The organism is Methylobacterium sp. WSM2598 (assembly GCF_000379105.1).
Taxonomy (GTDB): domain Bacteria; phylum Pseudomonadota; class Alphaproteobacteria; order Rhizobiales; family Beijerinckiaceae; genus Methylobacterium.
The window spans coordinates 3,973,257-3,997,661 of record NZ_KB900609.1; the positions used below are offsets into that span (position 1 = coordinate 3,973,257).

Consider the following 24,405-nt stretch of genomic DNA (forward strand, 5'->3'; position numbering starts at 1 on the left):
GCGGAAAGTCCCGAAATCTCGAAGCTTTATACTCTCGATCCGCACCAGGTCAGACCCGGCCGGCGCGGCGTCCGTCATTTTGTGATGAGGGCGGACGAGGTCTCCGGTCGCGACGATTCCGGAGACCTCGGACGGCTCCCCACCCCCACGCTCTCGCACTGCTGCATGTCGAGAAAGCCGGGCCAGGCGCGACGGGCCCGCCGCCCGTCGCGCCTACGACCGCTACTTCGCCTTCAGGAACTCGGCCACCTCCAGCAGCACGAACTCGTTGTCGTCGGCGCGGTTGGGGTCGCGGCTGGCCGAGAAGGGCAGGTTGTTGTCGTTGCCCACGACGATGTGCCGGTCGTCGACCACGTCCACGTTCTCGATCGTGAAGAACGGGAAGGCCAGCACCCCGTCGGTCAGCGGCTTGCGGGCGCGCTTGTGCGGATCGGCGATCCGCATCAGGTCGATGAAGCCGATCTTGCGCACCGGGCCGCCCCGGTTCGCCTCGGTCATCTCGATCTTGACGACGCGCTTGAACTGCGCCGGCACCGAGAAGCAGTCGGGCCGCTTCTCCCCCGCCGGGCAGGCCTTGTCGGCAGTCCCCTCCCCGTCGTCGCGCTCGATGATCAGCGCGGTCGCGGCGTCGATCATGTTGAAGTCGCCGATCGCGTGGCCGTTGCGCTCCAGCGGATAGGTCCAGAACCGGCCCGTCCAGGAGGCGGCCGCGACGTCGAATTCGAGGATGCGCAGATCTTCGCGGCCGTCCGTCTTCTCCCAATCCTTGGCGTCCGCGTCCCAGAGCGGGCCCTCCAGGAGCGGGTAGAGGAAGCGCCCGTCGGGCGAGGCCGCCATGCCCTCGAAGCCCTTGGAGCGCTTCACGGTGAACACGACCGGAGCGGTCGGGACCGGCGGGGTCGTGACCGCGAAGTGGTCGGGCGAGCGGGCGGGCTTGCCGGCCACGCTGGTCTCGATCACCGCCTTGACCCGGCCGCTGCGGTCGGCCCGGATCAGGTAGGGGCCGAATTCCTCGCCGATCCAGAGGTCGTCGCCGACGAACTGGAAGCTCTCGGGGTCGAAGTCGCTGCCGGTCAGGTAGCGGCTCTCCGTGCCCTCGTTGGCGATCCGGAAGGGGACGCGCCGGTCGGGATCGCGCAGGAAGATCGTCTCCAGCCGCTCGACGGTTCCCTTGTCGAAGTCGATCCGGTAGCGGTTCAGGTACAGCATGGCGTCCGGCGAATTCGCCTTGGTGCCGTAGCCGTTGTCGGTCAGCACCCAGAAGGTGCCGTCGGCCATGCGCTTGATGCCGGAATGGCCCTGCAGCGGCTGGCCCCGGAAGGGCAGCTTGACCCCGGTCGGGCGGCCCATCGAAAGGCCCTCGACCCAGCCGACCTCGTCCACGCGGCGGCCGGTGGTGAACTTGCCCGAGACCGTGAGATCCTTCGGCGCGTCGGCAGGCGCCGGGATGACGCTCAGGGCCGGCAGGATCGCGTGCCCGGCGAGCACGGCCGGGAAGGCCTGCGGCTCGGCGAGGGCGGGGACCGAGGTGGCCAGCAGCGCGAGGACGAGGAGACGGGGGACGGGCATGGACACCTCACGGGGCGTCGCGACCGGGCGGCCGCGGCGCGGCCCTTCTGCGCGAGGCCGGTGTCAGGCCCGTGACACGGCGCCCTCCCCTGCCCCTCGGCCCGCGGGGCCGTCTCCGCCCACGAAAAAGGGCACCGTCGCCGGTGCCCTGGCGCCGTCGCCGTGACCGTGGTCCCTACTCGCAGACCTCGACGCGGCGGTAGGTGAAGGATTCGTCGTCGAGCCAGACCTTGCGGCGCTCGAAGTGGCAGACCGGGGCGCGGCGGCGGACCACGACGGGCTCCGGCTCCTCGACGTAGACCCGGCGCGGCGGGGGCGCGACGTAGACCGGCGGGGGCGGGGCGGCCTGGGCGCCGTTGATGATCGCCCCGGCCGCGACGCCGCCGAGGACGCCGGCCGCCGCCCCACCGAGGATCGCGGCGCCGACATTGTCACGGGCCGAGGCGGCCTGCGGCGCCGCGACGGCGACGACGGCGACGAGCGCCGCACACGCGCTCACGCGCGAGAGGCCGAAAGAAGACAGAGCGCGCACGCTGGATCTCCAGGAAAGGTGCAAGCAGGATGGCGGCGATTGCTTAACGAAACGCCAAGGACACGAAGCCAAGGACATAACGCCGAGAGCAGAGGGAACCGCACGGGAGGTGCGGCGCGGCGCGACGCGCCTTCCAGCCCATCGCGACCATGCCGGCAGCGTGGTGGCGCTTTGCGGCAATTTCCGGGTGCATGGCGGCATTCCCGTCCTGCACGGCCGCCTGTGATCTGCCTGCATCAGGGCACGGCCCAGCCGGGCGAGGCGGGGCCGCCGAGGCGATCCCGGCGCCCGCGCGGGGCCGGGACCGCGCCGCTCACGCCTCGCCGCTGAAGCGGCCGTGGCAGTGCTTGTACTTCTTGCCCGAGCCGCAGGGGCAGGGCTCGTTGCGGCCGACGCGGCCCCAGGTCGAGGCGTCGGTCGGGTCGCGCTCCAGCACCGCCGCGTCCGCCGAGAGGTCCTGCGCCGCGTAGCCGAAGGCACCGCCCCCGCCGCCGAAGCTGCCGGAGCCCTGCGGCAGCGCGAACTCGTTCTCGCCCGTGACCGGGTCGAGGTGCTGGGCGAACATCGGCGGCAGGCTCGGGGCCTCCGGCTCCTGCATCATGATCTCGATGCGCATGAGCTGGCCGGTCACCTGCTCGCGCAGGGAGCCGATCAGGCCGTTGAAGAGCTCGAAGGCCTCCGACTTGTACTCGTTGAGCGGGTCGCGCTGCGCGATGCCGCGCCAGCCGATCACCTGCCGCAGGTGGTCGAGGGTCACGAGGTGCTCGCGCCAGAGGTGGTCGAGGCTCTGCAGCAGGACCTGCTTCTCCACGTAGGCCATCAGGTCGGGGCCGTTGCGCTCGACCCGGGCCGCGTAGCCCTCGTCGGCGGCCTTGCGCAGGCGGTCGCGGATCTCCTCGTCGGCGATCCCCTCCTCCTTGGCCCAGTCCTCGACCGGGACATCGAGGTTGAGCTGCGCGCCGATCGCCTCGCGCAGGCCCGCCACGTCCCACTGCTCCGGATAGGCGTCCTCCGGGATGTGCTGCGCCACCACGTCGTCCACGACCCCGTGGCGCATCTCGTCCACCGTCTCGCGCACGCTCTCCTGCGCCATGAACTCCCGGCGCTGCTCGAACACCACCTTGCGCTGGTCGTTCATCACGTTGTCGTACTTGAGCACGTTCTTGCGCATGTCGAAGTTGCGGGCTTCGACCTTCTGCTGCGCCTTGGCGATGGCCTTGTTGATCCACGGATGGATGATCGCCTCGCCCTGCTCCAGGCCGAGCTTCTGCAGCATGCCGTCCATGCGGTCGGAGCCGAAGATGCGCATCAGGTCGTCCTGGAGCGACAGGTAGAACTTGGAGCGCCCGGGATCGCCCTGGCGGCCGGAGCGGCCGCGCAGCTGGTTGTCGATGCGCCGGCTCTCGTTGCGCTCGGTGCCGACGATGTAGAGCCCGCCCGGCAGGGCGGATTTGCGGCCCGCCTCCGGATCCGCCGGCTCGCCCGAGGCCAGCACCTGGGCCCGGTTCTCGTCGATCTCCCGGCGGATCGCCTCGACGCGCGCCTGCCGCTCCGGCCCCTCCGGAACCTCAGCGAGTTCCTGCGCCACCCGCATCTCGACGTTGCCGCCGAGCTTGATGTCGGTGCCGCGGCCGGCCATGTTGGTGGCGATGGTGATGGCGCCGGGCACGCCGGCCTGCGCCACGATGTAGGCCTCCTGCTCGTGGAAGCGCGCGTTCAGCACCGCGAAGCGCTTGGTCACCCGCCCCTCGCGGGCCGCCGCGTAGACCTCCTCCATGGCCGAGAGGTTGCTGTAGTCGAGCGGCCGGTAGCCGTGCCTCTCCAGGAGGGCCGCGATGTGCTCCGAGCGCTCGATCGAGCCCGTCCCGACCAGGACCGGCTGATGGCGGGCATGCGCCTTGTCGATCTCCGCGATGATCGCGGCGTACTTCTCCTCGGCCGTGCGATAGACCTCGTCGTCCTCGTCCACGCGCTCGACCGGGCGGTTGGTCGGGATCTCGACCACGCCGAGGTTGTAGATCTCCTGGAACTCGTCCGCCTCGGTCGAGGCGGTGCCGGTCATGCCGGCGAGCTTCTTGTAGAGGCGGAAGTAGTTCTGGAAGGTGATCGAGGCCAGCGTCTGATTCTCGGGCTGGATCGTGACCCGCTCCTTGGCCTCCAGCGCCTGGTGCAGGCCCTCCGAGTAGCGCCGGCCCGGCATCATGCGGCCGGTGAACTCGTCGATGATGACGACCTCGTCGTTGCGGACGATGTAGTCCTTGTCCCGCGTGAACAGGGTGTGGGCGCGCAGGGCCTGGTTCACGTGGTGGACGATCGTGATGTTGTGCGCGTCGTAGAGGTCGCCCTCCCGCAGCACCCCCGCCTCGCGCAGCAACTCCTCGATGTGCTCGTTGCCGCTCTCGGTGAGCGAGACCGTGCGCTGCTTCTCGTCGAGGTCGTAATCCTCGCGCGCGAGCCGCGGCATCAGCGCGTCGATGGCGACGTAGAGGTCGGAGCGGTCGTCGATCGGCCCCGAGATGATCAGCGGCGTGCGCGCCTCGTCGATCAGGATCGAGTCGACCTCGTCCACGATCGCGAAGGCGTGGCCGCGCTGGACCATCTGGCCCAGCTCGTACTTCATGTTGTCGCGCAGGTAGTCGAAGCCGTACTCGTTGTTGGTGCCGTAGGTGATGTCGCAGGCATAGGCCGCCTTGCGCTCGGCGTCGTCGAGCCCGTGCACGATGATGCCGGTGCTGAGGCCGAGGAAGCCGTAGACCCGGCCCATCCACTCGGCGTCGCGCCGCGCCAGGTAGTCGTTGACCGTGACGACGTGGACGCCCTGGCCGGCGAGCGCGTTGAGGTAGGTGGCCAGGGTCGCCACCAGGGTCTTGCCCTCGCCGGTCTTCATCTCGGCGATGCCGCCCTCGTGCAGCACCATGCCGCCGATCAGCTGGACGTCGAAATGCCGCTGGCCGAGCACCCGCTTGGCCGCCTCGCGCACGGTGGCGAAGGCCGGCACCAGGATGTCGTCGAGGCTCTTGCCGGCCGCGACCTCGGCCTTGAGCGCGTCGGTGCGGGCGCGCAGGGCCTCGTCGCTCAGGGCCTCCATCTCGGGCTCGAGGGCGTTGATGGCCGCGACCCGGGGCCGATAGCCCTTCACCCGACGGTCGTTGGACGACCCGAAAATCTTCTTGGCGATGGCACCGAGCATCGTGGACCTGCGATCGATCGAAACGTCTGACGCGAGCGTGATGCCGCGCGTTATAGAGCCATATAGGCGTCCGCGCATCAGAAAGGGACCGGGCCTCTCGGGCGGGTCGGCCCTGCGCCGAAAGGCTTACGGCCGGAGGGCGCGCGGACGCTTGATTCGGCGCGCCCGCGGCCCTGTTATCGGCGCCGCCAACGACAGGGCGGGCCGGCCGGGTCCGCCGATCGGGAGAGAAACCTCATGCGGACCCTGACCCGGGCGCTCGCCCGCACCACCGCGCTCGGCCTCGCGCTCCTCGCCGCCCAAGGGCTCGTCGCCGGCCCGGGCGCCCTCGCCCAGCAGGCCGACCCGGGCCGGATCTCGGACGGCGTCGTCAAGATCGGCATCCTCAACGACCAGTCGGGCGTCTACGCCGATTTCGGCGGGCGCGGCTCGGTCGAGGCGGCCAGGATGGCGGTCGAGGATTTCGGCGGCAGCGTGCTCGGCGCGCCGGTCCAGATCGTCGACGCGGACCACCAGAACAAGCCCGACATCGCCTCCAACGTCGCCCGCCAGTGGTACGACACCGACAAGGTCGACGCGATCATGGAGCTGACCACCTCCTCGGTGGCCCTCGCCGTGCAGGGGCTCTCGCGCGAGAAGAAGCGGATCACCATCGTGGACGGGGCCGCGACGACGGACCTCACCGGCAAGCAATGCACGCCCTACGGGTTCCATTGGGCCTACGACACGCACGCCCTGGCGGTCGGCACCGGCGGCTCCCTGGTCGAGAACGGCGGCGACACCTGGTTCTTCATCACCGCCGACTACGCCTTCGGCACGGCGCTGCAGGCCGACACGACGAAGTTCGTCGAGGCCAAGGGCGGCAAGGTGCTCGGCAGCGTGCGCCATCCCCTGAGCGCGCAGGACTTCTCCTCCTTCCTGCTCCAGGCCCAGGGCTCGGGCGCCAAGGTCATCGGCCTCGCCAATGCGGGGCTCGACACCTCGAACTCGATCAAGCAGGCGGCGGAGTTCGGCATCGTCCAGGGCGGCCAGCGCCTCGCGGCCCTGCTCTTCACCCTGGCGGAGGTGCACGGCATCGGGCTCAAGGCCGCCCAGGGCATCGTGCTCACCGAGGGCTACTACTGGGACCTCGACGATCAGGCCCGGGGCTTCGCCAAGCGCTACATGGCCCGGTTCGGGCGGATGCCGAGCATGATCCAGGCCGGCACCTACTCGTCGGTCACCCACTACCTGAAGGCCGTGAAGGCGGCCGGCACGGACGAGACCGAGGCGGTCGCCCGCAAGATGCGCGAATTGCCGGTCGACGACTTCTTCGGCCGCGGCGGCAAGGTGCAGGCGAACGGCCGCATGGTCCACGACATGTACCTGTTCCAGGTGAAGACGCCGGCCGAGTCGAAGGCGCCCTGGGACTATTACAAGCTCCTGGCCACGATCCCCGGCGAGAAGGCGTTCCTGTCGCCCAAGGACAGCGGCTGCCCGCTGACGCAGTGAGGCGCGGAGCGCCCGTCATCGCGGGAGGCGGCGAGCCGCCTCCCGCGGAGGCACCGTCGCCGGGAAGCTCGCGCTCAGCAAACGTCTCGGCCGATGGACATATACTGGTCAAATTGCCTCGAAATTCATCGCACCCTTCCGCGGATGAAACTCAGATCTGCGCCGGGTTTACGGTACCTTCGGGTCCGCACTTAAGACTTTGGTGAGGCCACGCGGCTATCGCTGAGGGTGCGGCACGCGCGACATCGACCATCGCCCCGTGCTGGCCGGCGGGGAGGCGCGGGTGCTCGGACACGACTTCATCTCCTTCTACGAGGCCTCGAAGCGCAACGGCGTCCTGCTGTCCTTCGGCGGCGACCTCTCGGAGAACGTGATGATGTCGCTGGGCGAGGTGCTGAGGCTGCGCATGCAGCAGCAGGAGACCGACGCCTCGATCGCCAAGCGGGTGTTCTCGATCTTCGTCGAGCAGGCGCAGAACATCATCCGCTACTCCGCCCGGAAGGTGGCCGCGGGCGAGGTCCCGGCGGGCCCGCGGGCGAGCGCCGGGATGATCGCGGTCGGCGCCGAGGACGGCCGCTTCGTCGTGGTCTGCGCCAACGAGGTCCGGCGGGCGGACGTCGCGGCCCTGCGCGGGCGGCTCGACCACATCGCCGCTCTCTCGGCGGAGGACCTGAAGCGCCACTACCGCGAGAAGCTGCGCCAGCCGCCGGACGAGGGCAGCCTCGGGGGCAGCATCGGCCTGATCGAGATCGCCCGCCGGGCCAGCGCGCCGGTCGAGTACGGCTTCCAGGACATCGGCGACGAGCTCAGCCTGTTCTGCCTCAAGGCCCGCATCTGAGAGCCGAGGATTCGCGATGGACCGCATCCAGATCCCGCCGACCAGTCGTTCGCCCGAGGTCGAGTTCGACTTCGCGGCGGGGCGGCTCGCGATCCGCGGCGAGTCCTATCCGGAGGACGCGGCGGCCTTCTTCGGGCCGCTGCTCCAGGCGCTGCGCGGGCACCTGGCGGCGGGCGGGACGGAGCCCCTGACGCTGGAGATCGCGCTCGCCTACTTCAACTCGTCGAGCGCCAAGGCCCTGATGAACCTGTTCCTGCCGCTCGAGGACGCGGCGGCCGGGGGGCGGCCGGTCTGCGTGCGCTGGGTCTTCGCCGAGGGCGACGACGCGATCGAGGAGGCGGGCGAGGACTTCGCCGCGGACTTCACCCACGCGCGCTTCGAGATGGTGCGGGAGGTGCGGGCGTGAGCGTGCGGAAGGTCTCCCCGGCGCCGGTCGCCGACGCCTTCAGCCTGTTCGGCACCGAGGAGGCGGTGCTCGCCCGCACCGACCTGATGCTCGACCGCCTGTCCGAAGTGGCGGGCGGCGTGCGCGACCTCGCGCAGGCCTACCGGCGCAGCTACCGCGAGCAGCGCCGGCTCGTGCGCCTGAGCGACCGCATGCAGGGCGACCTGCAGCGCGCCAATGCCCGGCTGGCGGAGCAGCAGCGCGAGATGCAGGCCCTCAACGCGGCGCTCTCGGGGGAGATCGAGCAGCGCATCCGCCTCGAGGGCGAGTTGCGGCGGGCCGCCGACACCGACCACCTGACCGGGGCGCTGACCCGCCGCCGTTTCCTGGCGGTCGGGGCCCGCGAGGCCGAGCGCGGCCGAAGCGGCGGCCTGCCGGCCTGCCTGCTGATGCTCGACCTCGACCGCTTCAAGACGATCAACGACGCCTTCGGCCACGCGGCCGGGGACGCGGCCCTCGTGGCCTTCGTGGAGACCTGCCGGGGGCTGCTGCGGGAGCGCGACGGGATCGGGCGCATGGGGGGCGAGGAATTCGCCATCCTGCTCGCGGAGACGGACCGGGAGGCCGGCCTCGCCTTCGCGGAGCGGCTGCGCGCGGCCGTGGCCGGAACGCGCGTCGCCTCGGAGAAGGGGCCGCTCGCCATCACGGCGAGCCTCGGCCTCGCGGTCCTGCGCCCCGGCGACGCGCTGGCGGAGTGGCTCAACCGCGCCGACGCGGCGCTCTACGCCGCCAAGGCGGCAGGGCGCAACCGCGTCGCCTGCGAGCCGGCCTCGTGAGCGGGGCCGTTCCGCTCCCCCGCCGCGGTGCGCTGCGGGGAGCCATGCCGCTGCGTCGGGGCGAGGTGCCGCTGCCGGGGAGCCTCGCCGCGGCCGCGGCCGACCGGGACCGGGTCGCGGACATCATGCGGCCCGGCGCCCTGCGGGGCGCCGCGCGGGGCCGCAACCTCGACAGCCTCGCCCATACCCTGTTCCTGCGCATCTACCCGGTCATCGCCGTGGTGGTGCTGCTGACGCAGATCGGCATCGCCCTCGTCTCGTACCTGGACCAGCTGCGGCTCTACGGCGAGCGGGCGTCCCTGCTCGCCGGGATCACCGCCGCGGCGCTCGCCCGGCCCGGCCTCGCCGGGGCCCCCGAGGCGCTCGCCGGCCCGTTGCGGGCCCTCGCCCTCGATCCGGCCTTCCGCTCCGCCGCCCTGCGCGACCCCGAGGGCCGCCTGATCGCGAGCGCGGGCGAGACGCCGCGGCGCGCCTTCGACCTGATCCAGGCGAGCGCGGACGTCGCTTCGCCCGGCGACGGCCGGGCCGGCGGCACCCTCACGGTCGCCCTCTCGGCGGAATCCCTGCGGGACAATGCCTGGCGCCAGGCGCTGCTCGCCCTCGGCACGAGCCTCGTGCTGATGCTGGCCTTCGTGCTGACGCTCCACGCCACCGTGCGCCGCCACGTGCTCGCGCCCCTCGCCCGCCTGCTCGGGGCGATGCGCGCGGTCGAGCACAAGCGCTGGACCGCGGTCGATCTCGGGGACGCCGCCCGGCCGAGCAACGAGATCGACGCGATCACCTCGGCCTTCAACCGCATGGTCGAGGGCCTGCGCAGCGGCGACGAGGCCAAGCGGCTCCTGCAGGCGCTCGAGAGCGCCCACGCGGAGCTCGCCCAGGCGAACCGGCAGGTGATCGAGAGCATCGCCTACGCGCGCCGCATCCAGGCCTCGGTCCTGCCGGACCGCGCCGCGCTCGCCGGGTCGGGGCTCGACGTGGCGGTGCTGTGGGAGCCGCTGCACCTCGTCGGCGGCGACTATTTCTGGCTGGAGCAGATCGACGGGCTCGCGGTCATCGTGGTGGCGGATTGCACCGGGCACGGGGTACCGGGCGCCTTCCTGACCCTGATCGTGGCGACGGCCCTGGACCGGCTCCTGCACGAGCGCGGCCTGCGCTCGCCCGCCGCCCTGCTCGCCGGGCTCGACGCCCTCGTGCGCGCGCAGCTGCGCCAGGACGGGCGCGGGGCGGAATCCGACGACGGACTCGATTGCGGGATCTGCGTCTACGACCCCGCCGCGCGCCGCCTGCGCTTCGCCGGGGCCGGCCTGTCGCTCACGGTCATCCGCGACGGGGTCGTCACCCGCGAGCGCGGCGCGCGCCGGGGCCTCGGCTATCCGGATGGCGGGCGGGAGCCGCCGGCGGGCCGCGGGACCGCGCCCGCGGAGGATCAGGTGATCGCCGTCGCGCCGGGGACGGGCTTCTACCTGATGACGGACGGCATCACCGACCAGATGGGAGCGCCCTCTCCCGGTGCCCGGCCGCGCCTCATCGGACATGCCGGCGTCGCGGCGCGGCTCGCGGCCCGCGCCAGGCGGTCGCTGCCCGAGCAGCTCACCGGGCTCGAGGCCGATCTCGCCGCCTATCGCGGCGACGAGGCGCGGCGGGACGACATGACGCTCGTCGCCTTCCGCGCGACGCAGGCCGCCGCGGATCCCTGGCCCGCGCAGGATGCGGCCTGAGGGGGCGGGCCCCGCGCTTGCTGCGGTCACGCTTGCGGCGCCCTGCCGCCCGCCGCCAGGAGAGGCGCGACATTCCCGATGGACGCTTTGCACCGCGCGGATCCGCAGCGTCGATCGCGGGCAAGCGCCCGACAAATCGGAATGTCGCGGCCGTCACGGCCAGATCGGCGCGCGCTCCGTCCGATCGTTCCGGCTCGGGTTCTCGGCGCGGCACGGGTGGATCGGGCGCGCGGGCGGCCGGACATCTCTCTGCGTCGTATCTCCACCATCCTCCGTCGGCTTCGCGCACCCGCTTGACAGAGTGGGGACGGTTGGGCCTGATGCCGACAATGAGGCGCGACGGAAATCCGGTTCGCGTTTCTTTGGGTAAAGCGCCTTTCGATGACCCAGGAGACCGTCTTGAAACGCGTCCTCGTCGCCCTGCTGCTCAGCGTTTTCGGTTCCTGTCTCGCCCAAGCCCAAAATCTCGATGCGATCGACGCGCGCAAGAAGATCCTGAAATCCTTCGGCGACGTCACGAAGCCGGTGGCCGGGATCCTGAAGGGCGAGGCGCCGTTCGACATCGCCCCCGTCAAGACGGCCCTGGCGACCTACGCCGAGGGGGCGAGGAAGCTGCCCGACCTGTTCCCGGAGGATTCGAAGAGCGGCCGCGACACCGAGGCCCTGCCGGCGATCTGGTCGCACAAGGACGACGTCGCGGCGCGCTTCACGAAGCTGGCGGCGGATTCGACTTCGGCCCTCGGCAGCATCACCGACCAGGCCTCCTTCGCGGCGACGATGCCGAAGGTCGTCGCGCAGTGCGGCGCCTGCCACAAGGAATACCGCCTCAAGAAATGACGGAGATCAGGTCGTCCGGTCCGCGGGAGGCGTCCCGGCGCGCCGGGATCAAGGTCTGGGACCTGCCCACGCGCCTGTTCCACTGGGGTCTCGTGGCGCTGATCCTCAGCGCCTACGCGACGCAGCGCTTCAGCCACGATCCCACGCTCTACCTGCATCGGCTGAACGGCTACGCCATCCTGTGCCTGCTGATCTTCCGGCTGATCTGGGGCCTGGTCGGGTCGGAGACGGCGCGGTTCGCCCACTTCCTTCCCACGCCGGGCCGCGTCGGCGCCTATCTGCGGGCCGCCCTCGCCGGGGCGAGGCCGCATTACCGGGGCCACAACCCGCTCGGCAGCGTGATGATCGTCCTGCTGCTGCTCGCGGCCGCCGCCCAGGCGGGGACGGGCCTGTTCACCAGCGACGACGCCGTCGCGGAGGGCCCGCTCGTCAAGGTCGGGTCCGACTGGCTCAACGGCCGCGCGGCCTTCTACCATGCGCGGGGCTTCTGGATCATCCTGGGCCTCGCCGCCCTGCACGTGCTGGCGAACCTGACCTACGAACTCGTCCTGAAAGACCGCGTCGTCCGGGCGATGGTCACCGGCCGCAAGCCGGAGGCGGATTTCCACGACGGCGCGGAGGGCCGGATGGCGCCGAATGCCCGGGCGCTCCTCTGCCTCGCCGCCGCTTCCGGCCTCGTCTATGCGGGATTGCGGGCGGCGGGGGCGAGCGTGCTGCGCTGAGGCGCGGGGGCGGCGGCCCGTCGCGGCGCGCAGCCAAGGGGCCGCGATCGCGTCGCGCCGTAGCCGCCCCCGCGCTGGAAGCGCATGTCGTTGCTGGGTGACGAGCGCCTCGCGGCCCAGGAAGCGGCCGCGCACCACCGCGATGGCGCGGAGCGTCCCGACCACGAGGGCGAGGCCGGTCGAGAGGAGGGCGACCCTGAGCGAGGTGAGGGCCGCCGGCCAGAGGTCGCGGGAGGTGAGGATCCGCTCGTACCGGCGCGTCGACCAGGCGGGCGGCGGCCGGGTGAAGACCGGGCTCGACCCGAACGAGACCGCGACCGTGACGGCGAGCGGGGCGATCAGGAACGGGGCGGCCAGGATCGCCGCGATGCAGATGGCGGCGCAGGCCGCCCGTTCGGTGAGCGTCATGCGCTGCCCCCCAGGCGGCGCGCCGGCGGCGTCGAACCGACCACGATCGCAACCGCGAGGACGAGCAGGATCGTGGCGGCGGTCGAGGCCAGTTCCTCGTTGCGCATGAACGGGAAGGCGCGGCCCGTGAGCGTCGCGAGCGTCTGGAAGCGGTCGCCGATGGCGAGGCTCGGCACCACGTACATCGGCACCGCGAGCGAGACCATGAAGGCGGCGCCCGAGACGAGCCCCGGCAGGGTCAGAGGCAGCGTCCCGGCGCGGAAGCGGCGCAGGGGCGCGGCCCCGAGCGTCGCCGGCGCCTCCGAGAGGCGCGGGTCGATCAGCCGGATCACCGCATAGATCGGCAGGATCATGAAGGGCAGGAAGAGGTTCGCCGCCCCGACGACGAGCCCGGCGGCCGCCAGGCAGGGCCATGCGCTCGCGCACCGCCCGCAGGAGGGGCCACCGGTCCGTCGCAGAAAATGCGGCAACATCAAGAACCTAGAGCAGCCCCCGATTGCAACGCGATCGGATCCTGCTCTAGACGAGCCCCGGTGCGGCGGGCGGACGGACGACCGTGGACGAAGGCGACAGACTCCCGAAGATCTTCCTCCCGGCCGAGCCCGACCCGTTCCTGCGCATCTTCCTGTCGCACGCCGCCCTGGAGCGGGTGGGCAGCGAGGCGGAGAGCGACCTCGTGGTGGTCCCGAGCCTCGTCCGCGACGCCCGCACGCATGTCCATTGCCGGGTCGAGGGCGTCGTCGAGGGGGGCGGCAAGCCCCTCGTCGTCTTCGCCCAGACCGACTACGACGTCATCATCGACGCGCCGGGCCGGGACGCGATCGTCTACCGCACCGGCCTGACGCGGGCGTGGCGGCTGCCGCACGAATTCATCCTGCCCTACGTCTGGATCACGCATCCGGAGGGGATCGTCGAGAAGCCGCCGGGCGCGACGCCGGTGATCGGCTTCTGCGGCACCCTGCGCAACCGCGGCACGCGGCGGCGCACGCTCGCGCATCTCGCCCGCACCCCGGGCTTCACCTCGAACTACATCATCCGGGACAAGTTCTGGGCCCAGGGCCTGCCGGTCGAGCAGGCCGCCGCCGAATTCGCCGCCAACATCGAGCAGTCGGACTTCGTGGTCTGCGACCGCGGCATCGGCAACTGGACCGTGCGCATGTACGAGGTCCTGTCGCGGGGCCGGATCCCGGTGATGCTCGACACCGGCGGCCTGCTGCCGCAGGTCCGCGCCGGCCGGTTCGAGGACACGCTCGTCGTGGCCGCGAGCCGCCGACAGCTGGTCGAGGCCATCCGGGCGGTCTGGCGCGACGACGACGTGCCGGCGCGCCAGCGGCGCTGCCGGGCGCTCTGGGAGGCGAATTTCAGCATGACCGGCTTCGCCCGCACCCTCTCGGACAATCTGGCCCGGATCGTCGGCGACCCGGCCTACCGGGCGCGGGTGCTCGGCCTCACCCCGGCCGACCGGGTGCGCCGCGCCGCCCGGCGCCTCGCCTACCGGGACTGGCCCGGACGCTGAGGCGCCCCTACACCGCCCGGCGCAGGAAATCCCGGAAGGAGCGCCGCACCGGCGGGTCCTCGGCCGGCGGCGCGGGGTCGGGCGGCTCCGGCTCGGGGGGCGCCTCCGGCGGCTGGAGCACCTCGGGGCGCACGATCCGGGGCGCGGCGAAGACGTCCCCCTGGGCCAGCGGCAGGTCGAGGTCGATCAGGTCTGGCACGTCGGCGTCGCGCTCCACGGCCTCGGCGATCAGCCGGATGCCCGCGCGCGCCAGGGCCGCGGCGAGGTCCTCCGGCGCGACCTCCGGGGTGCCGCCGCGCCGGCCGAGCAGCAGGTCCGCCGGCACCTTGGCGTAGGCGATGCCGAGCGCCGCGAGGGCGGAGCCGTCGAAGCGCAGGTCCCCCGCCCGGTCGAGGGCGAGGGGGATCCGCCCGCGCAGGGCGGCGAGCGCCGCGCTCTGCTCGCCGTCGAGGCTGCGCAGGCTGCGCTGGGGCAGCGCCAGGATCATCCGCCCGGCGAGTTCGGGATGCGCCTCGATCAGCCGGCCGAGCCCGCGCAGGAAGCCGGGCTCGAACAGCGAACTCGGCGAGAGCGCGTAGGCCACCGCGGCGGTGCTGCCCCGCGCCGCCAGCTGACGGCCGATCGCCGTCACGCGCGCGAGCATCAGCCGGTCGAGTTCCGTGGTGCGGCCGTGGCGTTCGAGCGTCGGGATGAACTCCGCCGGGGTGAGCCGCGCCTCCCCGAGGCTCAGGCGGGTGAGCGCCTCGTAGAAGGCCACCTTGCGCTGGGGGAGGCTGACGATGGGCTGGAGATGCACTTCGAGCCCGCCCTGGGTCAGGGCCTCCAGGATCGCCTGCTCGCGCCGCCGCGCCTCGGCGCCGGAGGCGACCGGGCGCGGCAGGGCGGGCTCCGGCACGAAGGGGCGCGGCGCGGCCTGCTCCCCCGGCAGGGACCGACCCCGCGGCGCAGCTTCGCTCCGCGGCGGAGCCTCGCTCCGCGGCGGAGCCTCGCTCCGCGGGCGGATCCCCGGCTCGGAAGCGGGCGGGCGAGGAGCCTCGGGAGCGGGACGCTCGGGAATGGGATTCTTGGAGGCGGGAGGCGGCGGCGGGGGCGGCTGCTTCAGCCGCGCGATCTCCTGGTCCTGGGCCGCCACCGTCACGGCGATCTCGCGCACGATGCTGCCGAGGAGCCCGATCTCGGCGGTCAGTTCCGAGAGATCGGCCTCGCCGCTTTGCTGACGCGGCGGCTCCGGCCCCGCCGCCGGGGCCGGGCGCTGCTCCAGGGCGAGCAGGCGCCGCGACAGGAGATCGACCTCGCCCGAGAGCTTCTCGGCCTGCGCGGCGGCGCGCCGGGCGGCCCGCCAGCCGAGACCCGCCGCCACGCTGGCGGCGATGCTCCAGACCAGGGCGAGCCCCGCTACCACGCCGAGGGCGGGCGCGGAGAGGAACGCCACCGTGAGGCAGAGGCCGCCGCCGAGCAGCGCCGCGAGGCAGAGGGAGACGAGACCCGCGGACGGCCCTTCGGCACGGCGGCCGGTCGTCAGGGCCATGGCGGTGCACCTCCCGAAACTCGCGGACCGGCGGGCCCATGGGCCCGGATGTCCCGAACTTGTCGCCGAGCCTCGCGGCCCCCGCAAGCGGGCGCCCGGTCACGTCCCCGGGCTTCTTGCGGCGCCGCGCGCCCCGCGCCCCTCGCGCCGCGCCCCTCGCGCCGCGCCCCTCGCGCCGCGCCCCTCGCGCCGCGTCCCTTGCCCTGTGCTTCTTGCCCTGCGCCCCTTGCCCTGCGCCCCTTGCCCCGGGGCGCGGCCGGCCCGACATCCGCCCGGCGGCCCCGGCGGCCGCCCCGCCCGGCGGGGGCGCGGATTTCAGGAGTGCGGATCATGGCGCATCAGGGACAGCAGCCCGGCGGGGGCGAGCGCGTGGAACTGCTGATGCAGGTGGAGGGAATGACCTGCGGCGGCTGCGTCGAGGCCGTCACCCGGGCGCTGCGGCGGCTCGACCCCGAGGCGGCGGTCGCGGTCGATCTCGGCCAGGGCCGGGTGAGCGTCACCACGGACGCGCAGGCCCTCGACGTGGCGCAGGCGCTGGCCCGGGCCGGCTACGAGGCCCGTGCCATGACGGGCTGAGCCGGCCGCGCCGCCTCGTCTAACGATCGTTTAAGCCGGCTCTGCGAGGGTCGGGGCGTTGGAGTCGAGGGGTGCTGGAGGCCTCGTGGGTCCCCGGTGCTGGCGTGGCGGTGTGCGTATCAACAAGGCCTTGGCGACCCTGATCGACGCCCGCCTCGCGGGCCTCGTGCACGACTCCGTCTCGGAGGAATCCGGCGAGCGGGGCCGCCACGAGCGTTTCCTGATCTCGCGCCTCGCGACCGGCGCGGTGAGCATGGCGCTGCTGCCCCCCTACCTGCTCTGGCGGGGGGTGCCGTCGCTGCTGGAGGCGGGCGTCGCCGTCTGCCTCATGCTGCCGGTGGTGGCGGCCTTCCTGCTCGCCCGGACGGGGCGGCTGACCCCGGCGCACGCCCTCTCGGCCGCGGCCCATGCGGGCTTCATCGTCTGCCTCGCGCAGCTCACCGGGGGTCCGGTCTCGGCCGCGACGCTCTGGCTCGCGCTGATCCCGATCGAGGCGCTGATGGCCGGCACCCACCGGGCCGCCATCGCGGCGGCCGGGATCGCGGCGGCGGCGGCGGTCGCGATCGCCTGCCTGGACCCGCCCGCGGAACCCCCGCTCGCCTGGTCGGCGGCCCTGGCGATGCCGGTCTTCGCCGTCACGGCGATCTGCCACGTGCTCTCCCTGGCGCTCGAATTCCGGCGTCGCGAGGGCAGCTGGAACGACCGCCTCCAGCAGGCCTCGGCGCGCAACGCCCTGCTCCTCGACGTCATCGACGACCTCGTGACCTGGCACGACCGCGGCGGCGGCGTGGTCCAGGCGAGCCGCGGGGCGCTGCGCCTGGCCGGGGCGGCGCCGCAGACGCTCCTCGGCCGCGGCCTCCTCGGCCGGATCCACGTCCAGGACCGGCCGGCCTTCCTGAAGGCGATCAGCGACGCGGGCAGCCTCGACGGGCCGGTGACCGTGCAGGTGCGCCTGCACACCGACCTCGCGGCCTCGGGCGAGGCGGGCCGGGTGATCTGGGTCGAGATGCGCGCCCACCGGGTGCCGCCCGGCGCGCGGGCCGGCGCTCCCCACCACAGCGCCGTGGTGGCGGTGACCCGCGACGTGTCCGAGCAGCGCCGCCACGCGGAGGAGATGGAGCGGGCCCGCGCCGAGGCGGAGCGCGCCGACGCGGTCAAGAGCCGCTTCCTCGCGGTGGTCAGCCACGAGTTGCGCACCCCGCTCAACGCGATCATCGGCTTCTCCGAGATGCTCTCGGCCGAGGCCAACCTCGCCCTGCCGCCGGAGCGGCAGCGCGAATACGCGGCGATCATCCACGGCTCCGGCCGGCACCTCCTGGAGGTCGTGAACGCGCTCCTCGACCTCACCAAGATCCAGAGCGGCAGCTTCGACTTCGCGCCGGAACCGTTCGACCTGCGCGCCCTGGTCAACGGCTGCTGCGACCTGATGCAGCTGCGCGCCGACCAGGGCGGCATCGAGCTGATGCGCGACGTCCCCCGCGACCTGCCGGAACTCACGGCGGATCCGCGCGCCTGCCGCCAGATGCTGATCAACCTGCTGTCGAATGCCGTGAAGTTCACGCCGCGGGGCGGGCGGATCACGGTCGCGGTGAGGGCGATCTACGACCGCATCGAGATGTCCGTCACCGATACCGGCGTCGGCATCGCGGAGGCCGACCTGCCGCGGCTGGGCGATCCGTTCTTCCAGGCGGGCGACTCGGCGGCCTATGCGCGGATGCACGAGGGCACGGGGCTCGGGCTCTCCGTGGTGCGGGGCCTCGTCGGCCTGCACGACGGCGAGCTGCTGCTCGAGAGCTCGGTCGCCCGCGGCACCCGCGTGGTGGTGGTGCTGCCGCTCGACTGCCGCGGCGGGCCGCGCAGCGGCGGCCCGGTGCCGATCCGCACCGCCCCGCTCGCCGAGCCCGGCGCCGTGCCGCTGCTGCGCGCGAGCTGAGGCCCGGCTCAGGCCGCGTCCCCGCCGACCAGGGCGGCGAGGCGCGCCCGGCCCCGGCCGAGCCGGCTCTCGACCGTGCCGGGCTCGCAGCCGAGCCAGCGGGCCGCCTCGTCGTCGCCGAGCGCCCCGCGCCGGGGGCCGCCCCGGCCGGGCCGGGGCCTGCCCGGTCAGAACGTCTCGCGGATCGCCTCGACGGCGTCCTTGGCTTCGCCGAGCCCCTTCAGCGCTCGGCCCTTCAGCTCCTGCGCCCTCCCCTCGGCCTGAAGCTTCCGGTCGCCCGTGAGGCCGTCGATCCCCTGCTTGGCGTGGCCGGCCGCCTCGTCGGCCATGCCCTCGATCAGGTCCGCGGTCCCGGCGCCGGCCCCGGATCGGCCCGGCCCGGCAGCGCCGAGAGGATCCCGGATGGGCGGGAGATCGGCCGCGCCCGCGCGGACGAGGCCCTGGTCGCCGGCGAGGCCGCGGCCGTGAACCCCTCCGACGCCAAGGCGGCGCTCGGCCCGATGCCCTCCGCGGTCTTTCCCCGGACCCCCGCCCCGGACCCCCGCCCCGGACCCCCGCCCCGCACCTCCGCCCCGCACCTCCGCCCCGCACCTCCGCCCCGCGCCTCCGCCCCGCACCCCCGGGCGCGACTTCGCGGGCCGCGTCCGCGAAGGCCCGGCAGCGCTCGTCGGCAAGGCGGTGTTCGGCTCCTCGGGCGACCTCGGCATCCGGCGGGACGGCACCCCTGCGAGCCACCTCGTGGTCGAGGCGGAGGCGCTGGTCGCGAGGCAGGAGGGGATCGGCATGGAGGAGGCGGCCGGCCGAGGCGGACCGGGCGGTGCTCGGCGCCTCGCGGAACCGGCTGATCCTGCGCCCCGGGCCCTGAGCGCATCCCACCCCTTGCCCCTGTCCGGCCGCTCGGGGCCGCCACGCGGCGTCAATCCCGGCAAGTTTGGCCTTCATGGACAGCGCCTTGACGCAAAATATCAGGCAATGCTTCTATCCTTACGTCATCACAATCTGACCGCGCAGTCACACCGAAAACACCATCGAGACTTTTACAATCTTTGACAGACATAGCTAATCCGGCATAGCCATGTCGGAGATGTGATCTCCGCCGTCTCGGTCTTCGCCGGCCGCAGGACACCCACGGGGCTCCCCAATTGGGCCTAAGATCTGGAACTTCCGGAAGAATCCGGGCCGTCCAGGAGCCGATTAAGGGATTTTTTCGGAAGCCGCTCTACAACAGCGGGGTCGGTTCATCCTGATCGATCGGCAGACTTGCAGGCAGGCCGCATGTCCGTTTCGACTGCTGCTGTGACGAGACGCCCGGATCCGGCGTGGGGTCCGCGGCCGTTCGGAAGTGGGGCGGAGTCCCACCTCGACGCGATGTGCCGCACGGCCGCGGCCCTGCTCGGCCTGCCGGCCGCCCTGGTGTCGCGCGCGGGGGCGGAGGGCCACCGGATCGAGGCGGCGTGCGGGCTCCCGGCCGCGGAGGCGCCCCGGGCGGCCGCGCTCTGCGCGCAGGTCCTCCTGGGCGACGAGGTGCTGGTGGTCGAGGATGCGGCGGAGGATCCGCGCGTCTCCGAGGCGGGCCGGGGGCGCGGGAGCTTCCTGAGGTTCTTCGCCGGAGTTCCGCTGATCCTGGCTCCGGGCCTGCGCCTCGGGGTGCTGGCCGTGCTCGGCCCGACCCCGCGCCGCGTCTCGCCCGAGGAGCGCGCGCGCCTCGCGGATCTCGCGGCGATCGTCGGCGCGCATCTGCGCCTGCGCCACACCGAGGCGGTCCTGCGCACCAGCGAGGCGCATTTCCGGCTCCTGGCCGAGAGCGCCTCCGACATGATCGTGCTCGCCGACGCGGACACGACCCGGCGCTACGTCTCGCCGGCCTCGCTCCCCCTCCTCGGCTACGCGCCCGAGGAACTCGTCGGCACCCGCCCGATCGACGGCGTCCACCCGGACGACGCGGCGGGCTACCGCGCCCTGCTCGATCGCGTGAGCCGCGGCGAGGCCGACCGGGTCGTGGGCCGGCAGCGCTACCGGCGCAAGGACGGCCGCTTCGTCTGGGTCGAGGCGACGTTCAGCGTGATGCGCGAGGGCGGGACGGGCCTGCCCACCGGCTACGTGGCGGCGGTGCGCGACATCTCGGAGCGCAAGGAGGCGGAGAGCCGGATCGCGCATCTGGCGCTCCACGACGCGCTCACGGGCCTGCCGAACCGCCTGCTGCTGCGCGACCGGTTGCAGCAGGAACTGGCCCTGGTGCAGCGCTACGGCGGCGCCTTCGCGCTGCTCTGCCTCGACCTCGACCATTTCAAGGAGGTGAACGACCGCTTCGGCCACGCGGCCGGCGACGCGCTCCTGTGCGCCGCGGCCGAGCGGATCCGGCGCATCATCCGGACCGAGGACACGGCGGCGCGGATCGGCGGGGACGAGTTCGTGATCCTCCAGACCCGCACGAACCAGCCGGTCAATGCCGAGGCCATGGCCCGCCGCCTGATCGAGGCGCTCCACGCCCCCTTCGCCCTCGCGGGCTTTCCCCCGCTCACCGTGGGAGTGAGCATCGGGGTCGCCTTCGCCCCGCGCGACAGTCTCGACGGGGAGGGACTCTACCGGCTGGCAGACCAGGCGCTCTACGCCGCCAAGGCGGCGGGGCGCGGCGTCGTGCGCCTCGCCCCGCACTCTGCCCGCGCGCGCGCCGGGGCCTGATCCGGGATCGGCTTGATCGAAGCGGATCCCGGCTCACACGCCTGCGCGGCGCCTGAGCCACGCCGACATCCGCATTGCCGAAATGGGAGATGGCGAAGCCATCAACCGGACCGCGTGTGAGCGCGGCCCGGCGCGGGGTTCCGCTCCCGGGCGGGATCGCCCCTTCTCGATGAGGCACGCGAATCCGCGCGGTCGGGCGGCCCGACCGGGCGCGAAGGGGTGTGTCGAGGCGACGCGCTCCCCGCCCCGCCACGCGGCGGGCCGGATTACCGCGCGAGCGGCGGCGCGAAAGGCGCAGATCATGCACGCCTCGCGAGAGGGTGCTCGCCCGGCCCGGAGGCAAGCGATCCTGGCGCGACACGTCGGCGTTGGCCGGCCGCCCGCGCGGCCGGAGATAGGGCGTGGTCCTCGCGCTGGCGTTGCCTGTACGACCACTCTGCGGAGCGCCTTCGTTTGGTCTTGTCGTGGGACGTCTCGCAGACTGCACCTCAGGTCGTCGATGCGCGACATCCTGGGATTCGCCGAAATGCGCCCTTGGGTCTTGTCACACCTCTTCGCTGCCATAGAGGGAGCTTCGATGTGAGTGTCGATCATCATGAAATTTGACTACATCTCTCGTTTTATTTTCTTCGCACGTTGAATTCAGGCGGCACAGGCGGAGTTTCATACCAAGCTGATTGCCTAATAGCGCTTTATTACGTTAGGGTACAAAAGGGATTGCTCCGCCACAGCGATGATGCCATCCTATCAAGAGTTCGAGAAGAATCAAGCGAAGCCGATTACGGATTAGCATGATGGCGATGCATCATAGATAATTGGCAACAGTGCTATGACAGCATGCGATTATGCAAGCTAGATATGACATATTGCAGATTACCTCATATTATTAATTCGACCAAACAGAGCAATTTCACAGAAATCTATTATGGATTTCGATATGAGTTATACGATTATTTCAGGTGTAAAAGCACCATTTATATCAGTTAATTACTGCAATTTTCTACGCTCGTTTATTCGCCGAGAGATCAAGACCGTCCGATCGCCGCGGCGGTGCTGGCCGTTCTGGCGACCGAGAGCCAGGGCACCGGCAACCTCGCCCTGTTCCCGGTCATCGTCCTGGCCTTCGGTCCGCTCGGCGGATTCGCCGCAGACTCGGCCCGACCGCCCCGCCCATCCCGGGGCGATCATGGGGCGAGCGCACTCGTCGTCGCTCTCCTGGTGACCGCGGGCTACCCTCTGGCGGAGTCCATCCTGCGCCGCGGGAGCACGATGGCGGTCCATCACCTCGCCTCCATGAGGCGCGAGCCCGCACTCGACGCGGTGATCGGGCGCGCGCTCGTCCCGCAGCGGACCAGCACGGTCGCCGATCGCTACACGGCCCTCTGGCACGGCCCCGAGGCAACCAAGGTGATCGTCCAAGGGGCCGATTCCGCCTTCGCGGGCGGCCTGAACGCGACCGAACCCGCGATGAGCCTCGCATGGGCGCGCGAGGTCGCGGCCATGGGCGAGTTGGTGCGACGGCGCAACCTCGTCCACCCGCCGATGCGGGTGACCACGATCGGCTACGTCGAACCTTTCGGCCGCCTTCTCGGCGCCTCTCCCACGCCCGGCACCAAACTCTGGCTCGATCCCTTGCGGACGGTCGGCAAGCTGACGGTCGACGAGGCACGCGCCTACCTGGCGAAGGCCGATGCCGTCTTCGTCCAGACATGCCCACTCAATCCCACGCTTCGGGAGATGACCGACACGTCGTTCCTGGCGGCACTCCGGGAGCGGTCCAACCTTGCCGATGCCACCGCCTGCTACGAGGTCTGGCTGCGCGCCTGAGCGGACCCGTCCGCATCCGGCGAGGGCCACTCCGTTGCGGGCCCGCCGCCGGCGTCACCGCCGAACGCCGCCGGGCCCGCTCCGATCAGCGCTCGCTGCGGCGCGCGTCGAAGCAGGTCTTCGTCTGGCCGGGGGCCGGGTCGCCGAAATTCTGGTTGTTGCACGCGACTTGGCCGCCCTGCGGGAAGGGCCGGCCGTCCTGCCCGGAACGCCGGAGAAGACGGTGGTCGGTCAGGGCATCACGCGGACCTCGCCCTCCGGCACGCAGGGCACGAGGTCGTCGGTGTTCACCTGGGCCTGCGCCGCCCCGGCGGCCAAGCCGAGGGCCCATCCGGCGATCACCACGGCCGCGCGCATCGTCCCGTCTCCCTCGCCCCTGATCCGGCCCGCGCACAGCACGGCAAGCGTGGCGGCGGAGGTCGCGCCGGACCTTGTCCACCCGCGCGGCGGTCCGCGGGACGGCGCGGCCCGGACCGGCGCTTGTGGGCGGGGCGCCGGGCCGCTAACCCGGGACGAGACAGATCAGGGAGTGCGCCAGATGGGCAGCGAGGGACGGACGGACGAGTTGCTGGTCTCGATCGACGGGGGCATCGCCCGCGCGACCTTCAACCGGCCGCAGGCGCGCAACGCGCTCACCTTCGCGATGTACGAGGACCTCGCCGCCTTCTGCGCGCGCGTCAACGAGGATCCCTCGGTGCGGGTGCTCGTCATCTCCGGGGCCGGCGGCAAGGCCTTCGCGGCGGGGACGGACATCGCCCAGTTCCGCGCCTTCACGACGCCGCAGGACCCGCTCGATTACGAGCGGCGCATCGACCGCATCCTGTCGACCCTGGAGACCTGCCAAGTCCCGACCATCGCGTCGGTCGCGGGGGCCTGCACAGGCGGCGGGGCGGCGATCGCGGCCTGCTGCGACCTGCGCGTCGCCTCCGCGGAGGCCCGGTTCGGCTTCCCGATCGCCCGGACCCTCGGCAATTGCCTCTCGCTGTCGAGCCTCGCGCGGCTCTCGGGCCTGGTCGGCGCGGCCCGGGTCAAGGAGATGATCTTTACGGGCCGGCTCTACGAGGCCGAGGAGGCGAAGGCGGCGGGCTTCCTGCACGAGGTCGTGCCGGACGCGGACGCGCTCGCGGCCCGCACCGAGGCGCTCGCCCTCACCGTCGCGGCCCAGGCCCCGCTGACCCTGCGCGCCACCAAGGAGGGGCTGCGCCGCATCCAGGCGGTCCCCTCCGAGGCGGGCGACGACCTGATCCTGATGTGTTACACGAGCGAGGATTTCCGCGAGGGGATCGAGGCCTTCCTGGGCAAGCGCCCGCCGCAGTGGAAGGGGCGCTGAGGGCGCCCCAGCGCGGCGGTCAGTGGCCGCCGCCGCCCTTGCTCCCCTCCCCGCCGGCGCCCTTGCCGCCCTGCAGCGCCGCCACGGCGCGGACGTCCGCCCCGCGGCTGCAATCGGGCTCGCTGCGCTCCGCCCGGCAGGCATAGAGCCACGCCCCGACATCGGTGCCGCAGCGGCCGAGAAGCTGACCCGCCTGCTGCTTGAGGTCGGGCTTCTCGCCATCCTTCCTGGATTCGCTCGTTCTCTGCTGCGCCTGTTCCAACAGGCAGCTGCGCAGGCGCTGATCCAATTCCAGCGTCTGCGCCTCGGCGGAGGCCGCGGAGAGGAGCAGGGCAAGGGAGATGATCGTGATCCGCATGCCCCTAGGTTAGCGGACGGAAGTTACCGGCCCGTCATCGGAACGCTTTGCAGTCTCCGCAGGCCGCCGGACTGACCGCGCCCGCGCGACGACTTGGCCGGGCGCGCCCGCGCGCCGATTGAGCGAGGC

Annotated in this window: 21 protein-coding genes and 1 pseudogene; 14 read left to right on the forward strand and 8 right to left on the reverse strand. The window is 72.4% G+C overall.

Translation table 11 applies throughout. The annotated features are described in order from the left end of the window. Positions 1-222: 222 nt before the first annotated feature. From MET2598_RS0119005 to secA, 3 genes are all read right to left on the reverse strand, one after another. Positions 223-1,569 carry an esterase-like activity of phytase family protein gene (locus MET2598_RS0119005; protein WP_018261961.1) on the reverse strand — a complete coding sequence of 449 codons (1,347 nt, stop codon included), beginning with the start codon at positions 1,567-1,569 and terminating at the stop codon, positions 223-225. Positions 1,570-1,744: 175 nt separating this feature from the next. Further along, the gene (locus tag MET2598_RS0119010) at positions 1,745-2,101 is read right to left on the reverse strand and encodes a hypothetical protein (RefSeq protein ID WP_012331688.1); all 357 of its coding nucleotides are present in this window, start codon (positions 2,099-2,101) and stop codon (positions 1,745-1,747) included. Positions 2,102-2,414: 313 nt separating this feature from the next. Beyond that, positions 2,415-5,291, reverse strand: coding sequence for a preprotein translocase subunit SecA (gene secA / locus MET2598_RS0119015; RefSeq protein ID WP_018261962.1), 2,877 nt, complete (start codon positions 5,289-5,291; stop codon positions 2,415-2,417). A gap of 237 nt (positions 5,292-5,528) precedes the next feature. On the opposite strand from secA, the gene MET2598_RS0119020 reads away from it, so the two are divergent. The 7 genes from MET2598_RS0119020 to MET2598_RS0119050 all read left to right on the forward strand — a co-directional run bounded on the left by MET2598_RS0119020 (position 5,529) and on the right by MET2598_RS0119050 (position 12,118). Further along, positions 5,529-6,782 (forward strand): ABC transporter substrate-binding protein, encoded by a 1,254-nt coding sequence (locus MET2598_RS0119020; RefSeq protein ID WP_012331686.1) that lies wholly within the window; start codon positions 5,529-5,531, stop codon positions 6,780-6,782. A gap of 283 nt (positions 6,783-7,065) precedes the next feature. Next, positions 7,066-7,620 (forward strand): SiaB family protein kinase, encoded by a 555-nt coding sequence (locus MET2598_RS0119025; RefSeq protein WP_012331685.1) that lies wholly within the window; start codon positions 7,066-7,068, stop codon positions 7,618-7,620. 16 nt (positions 7,621-7,636) lie between these two features. Next, positions 7,637-8,026, forward strand: coding sequence for a DUF1987 domain-containing protein (locus tag MET2598_RS0119030; RefSeq protein ID WP_012331684.1), 390 nt, complete (start codon positions 7,637-7,639; stop codon positions 8,024-8,026). Then, the gene (locus MET2598_RS0119035; RefSeq protein ID WP_012331683.1) at positions 8,023-8,841 is read left to right on the forward strand and encodes a GGDEF domain-containing protein; all 819 of its coding nucleotides are present in this window, start codon (positions 8,023-8,025) and stop codon (positions 8,839-8,841) included. Before MET2598_RS0119030 ends, MET2598_RS0119035 begins: the two co-directional genes overlap by 4 nt. Before the next feature lie 44 nt (positions 8,842-8,885). Beyond that, positions 8,886-10,559: a SpoIIE family protein phosphatase gene (locus tag MET2598_RS0119040; protein WP_018261964.1), complete on the forward strand. Its 1,674-nt coding sequence runs from the start codon at positions 8,886-8,888 to the stop codon at positions 10,557-10,559. 399 nt (positions 10,560-10,958) lie between these two features. Then, positions 10,959-11,396: a c-type cytochrome gene (locus MET2598_RS0119045; protein ID WP_018261965.1), complete on the forward strand. Its 438-nt coding sequence runs from the start codon at positions 10,959-10,961 to the stop codon at positions 11,394-11,396. Continuing rightward, positions 11,393-12,118, forward strand: coding sequence for a cytochrome b/b6 domain-containing protein (locus MET2598_RS0119050; protein WP_012331680.1), 726 nt, complete (start codon positions 11,393-11,395; stop codon positions 12,116-12,118). Before MET2598_RS0119045 ends, MET2598_RS0119050 begins: the two co-directional genes overlap by 4 nt. A gap of 404 nt (positions 12,119-12,522) precedes the next feature. Here MET2598_RS0119050 and MET2598_RS36915 read toward each other — a convergent pair whose 3' ends face one another. Next, positions 12,523-12,999, reverse strand: coding sequence for an ABC transporter permease subunit (locus tag MET2598_RS36915; protein WP_018261966.1), 477 nt, complete (start codon positions 12,997-12,999; stop codon positions 12,523-12,525). Between the two features lie 83 nt (positions 13,000-13,082). Here MET2598_RS36915 and MET2598_RS0119060 point away from each other — a divergent pair, with 83 nt between their 5' ends. After that, positions 13,083-14,042, forward strand: coding sequence for a hypothetical protein (locus MET2598_RS0119060; protein ID WP_018261967.1), 960 nt, complete (start codon positions 13,083-13,085; stop codon positions 14,040-14,042). Positions 14,043-14,049: 7 nt separating this feature from the next. On the opposite strand, the gene MET2598_RS0119065 is transcribed toward MET2598_RS0119060, so the two are convergent. Continuing rightward, positions 14,050-15,570, reverse strand: a complete 1,521-nt coding sequence (locus tag MET2598_RS0119065) for an EAL domain-containing protein (RefSeq protein ID WP_018261968.1) — start codon at positions 15,568-15,570, stop codon at positions 14,050-14,052. A 330-nt stretch (positions 15,571-15,900) separates the two neighbouring features. Here MET2598_RS0119065 and MET2598_RS0119070 point away from each other — a divergent pair, with 330 nt between their 5' ends. Beyond that, positions 15,901-16,146: a heavy-metal-associated domain-containing protein gene (locus tag MET2598_RS0119070; RefSeq protein ID WP_012331677.1), complete on the forward strand. Its 246-nt coding sequence runs from the start codon at positions 15,901-15,903 to the stop codon at positions 16,144-16,146. Positions 16,147-16,258: 112 nt separating this feature from the next. Beyond that, entirely contained in the window at positions 16,259-18,079 is a 1,821-nt protein-coding gene (locus tag MET2598_RS0119075; RefSeq protein ID WP_018261970.1) for a PAS domain-containing sensor histidine kinase, read from the forward strand. 167 nt (positions 18,080-18,246) lie between these two features. On the opposite strand, the gene MET2598_RS39475 is transcribed toward MET2598_RS0119075, so the two are convergent. Beyond that, on the reverse strand, positions 18,247-18,408 hold the full coding sequence (locus MET2598_RS39475) for a CsbD family protein (protein ID WP_018261971.1): 162 nt from the start codon (positions 18,406-18,408) through the stop codon (positions 18,247-18,249). 102 nt (positions 18,409-18,510) lie between these two features. On the opposite strand from MET2598_RS39475, the pseudogene MET2598_RS42900 reads away from it, so the two are divergent. The 3 genes and pseudogenes from MET2598_RS42900 to MET2598_RS0119105 all read left to right on the forward strand — a co-directional run. Continuing rightward, a pseudogene (locus MET2598_RS42900) lies at positions 18,511-18,892 on the forward strand (hypothetical protein); the annotation flags it as partial. A 555-nt stretch (positions 18,893-19,447) separates the two neighbouring features. After that, the gene (locus MET2598_RS0119090) at positions 19,448-20,761 is read left to right on the forward strand and encodes a sensor domain-containing diguanylate cyclase (RefSeq protein WP_018261973.1); all 1,314 of its coding nucleotides are present in this window, start codon (positions 19,448-19,450) and stop codon (positions 20,759-20,761) included. A 1,050-nt stretch (positions 20,762-21,811) separates the two neighbouring features. After that, positions 21,812-22,588, forward strand: a complete 777-nt coding sequence (locus MET2598_RS0119105) for a hypothetical protein (RefSeq protein ID WP_018261974.1) — start codon at positions 21,812-21,814, stop codon at positions 22,586-22,588. 231 nt (positions 22,589-22,819) lie between these two features. On the opposite strand, the gene MET2598_RS43435 is transcribed toward MET2598_RS0119105, so the two are convergent. Continuing rightward, positions 22,820-22,945 (reverse strand): hypothetical protein, encoded by a 126-nt coding sequence (locus MET2598_RS43435; RefSeq protein WP_018261975.1) that lies wholly within the window; start codon positions 22,943-22,945, stop codon positions 22,820-22,822. Between the two features lie 181 nt (positions 22,946-23,126). Between MET2598_RS43435 and MET2598_RS0119115 the strand changes: the two genes are divergently transcribed. After that, positions 23,127-23,918, forward strand: coding sequence for an enoyl-CoA hydratase/isomerase family protein (locus MET2598_RS0119115; RefSeq protein ID WP_018261976.1), 792 nt, complete (start codon positions 23,127-23,129; stop codon positions 23,916-23,918). Between the two features lie 19 nt (positions 23,919-23,937). Here the strand turns inward: MET2598_RS0119115 and MET2598_RS0119120 are convergent, their stop codons facing one another. Next, the gene (locus tag MET2598_RS0119120; RefSeq protein ID WP_018261977.1) at positions 23,938-24,276 is read right to left on the reverse strand and encodes a hypothetical protein; all 339 of its coding nucleotides are present in this window, start codon (positions 24,274-24,276) and stop codon (positions 23,938-23,940) included. Between the last annotated feature and the right edge of the window lie 129 nt (positions 24,277-24,405).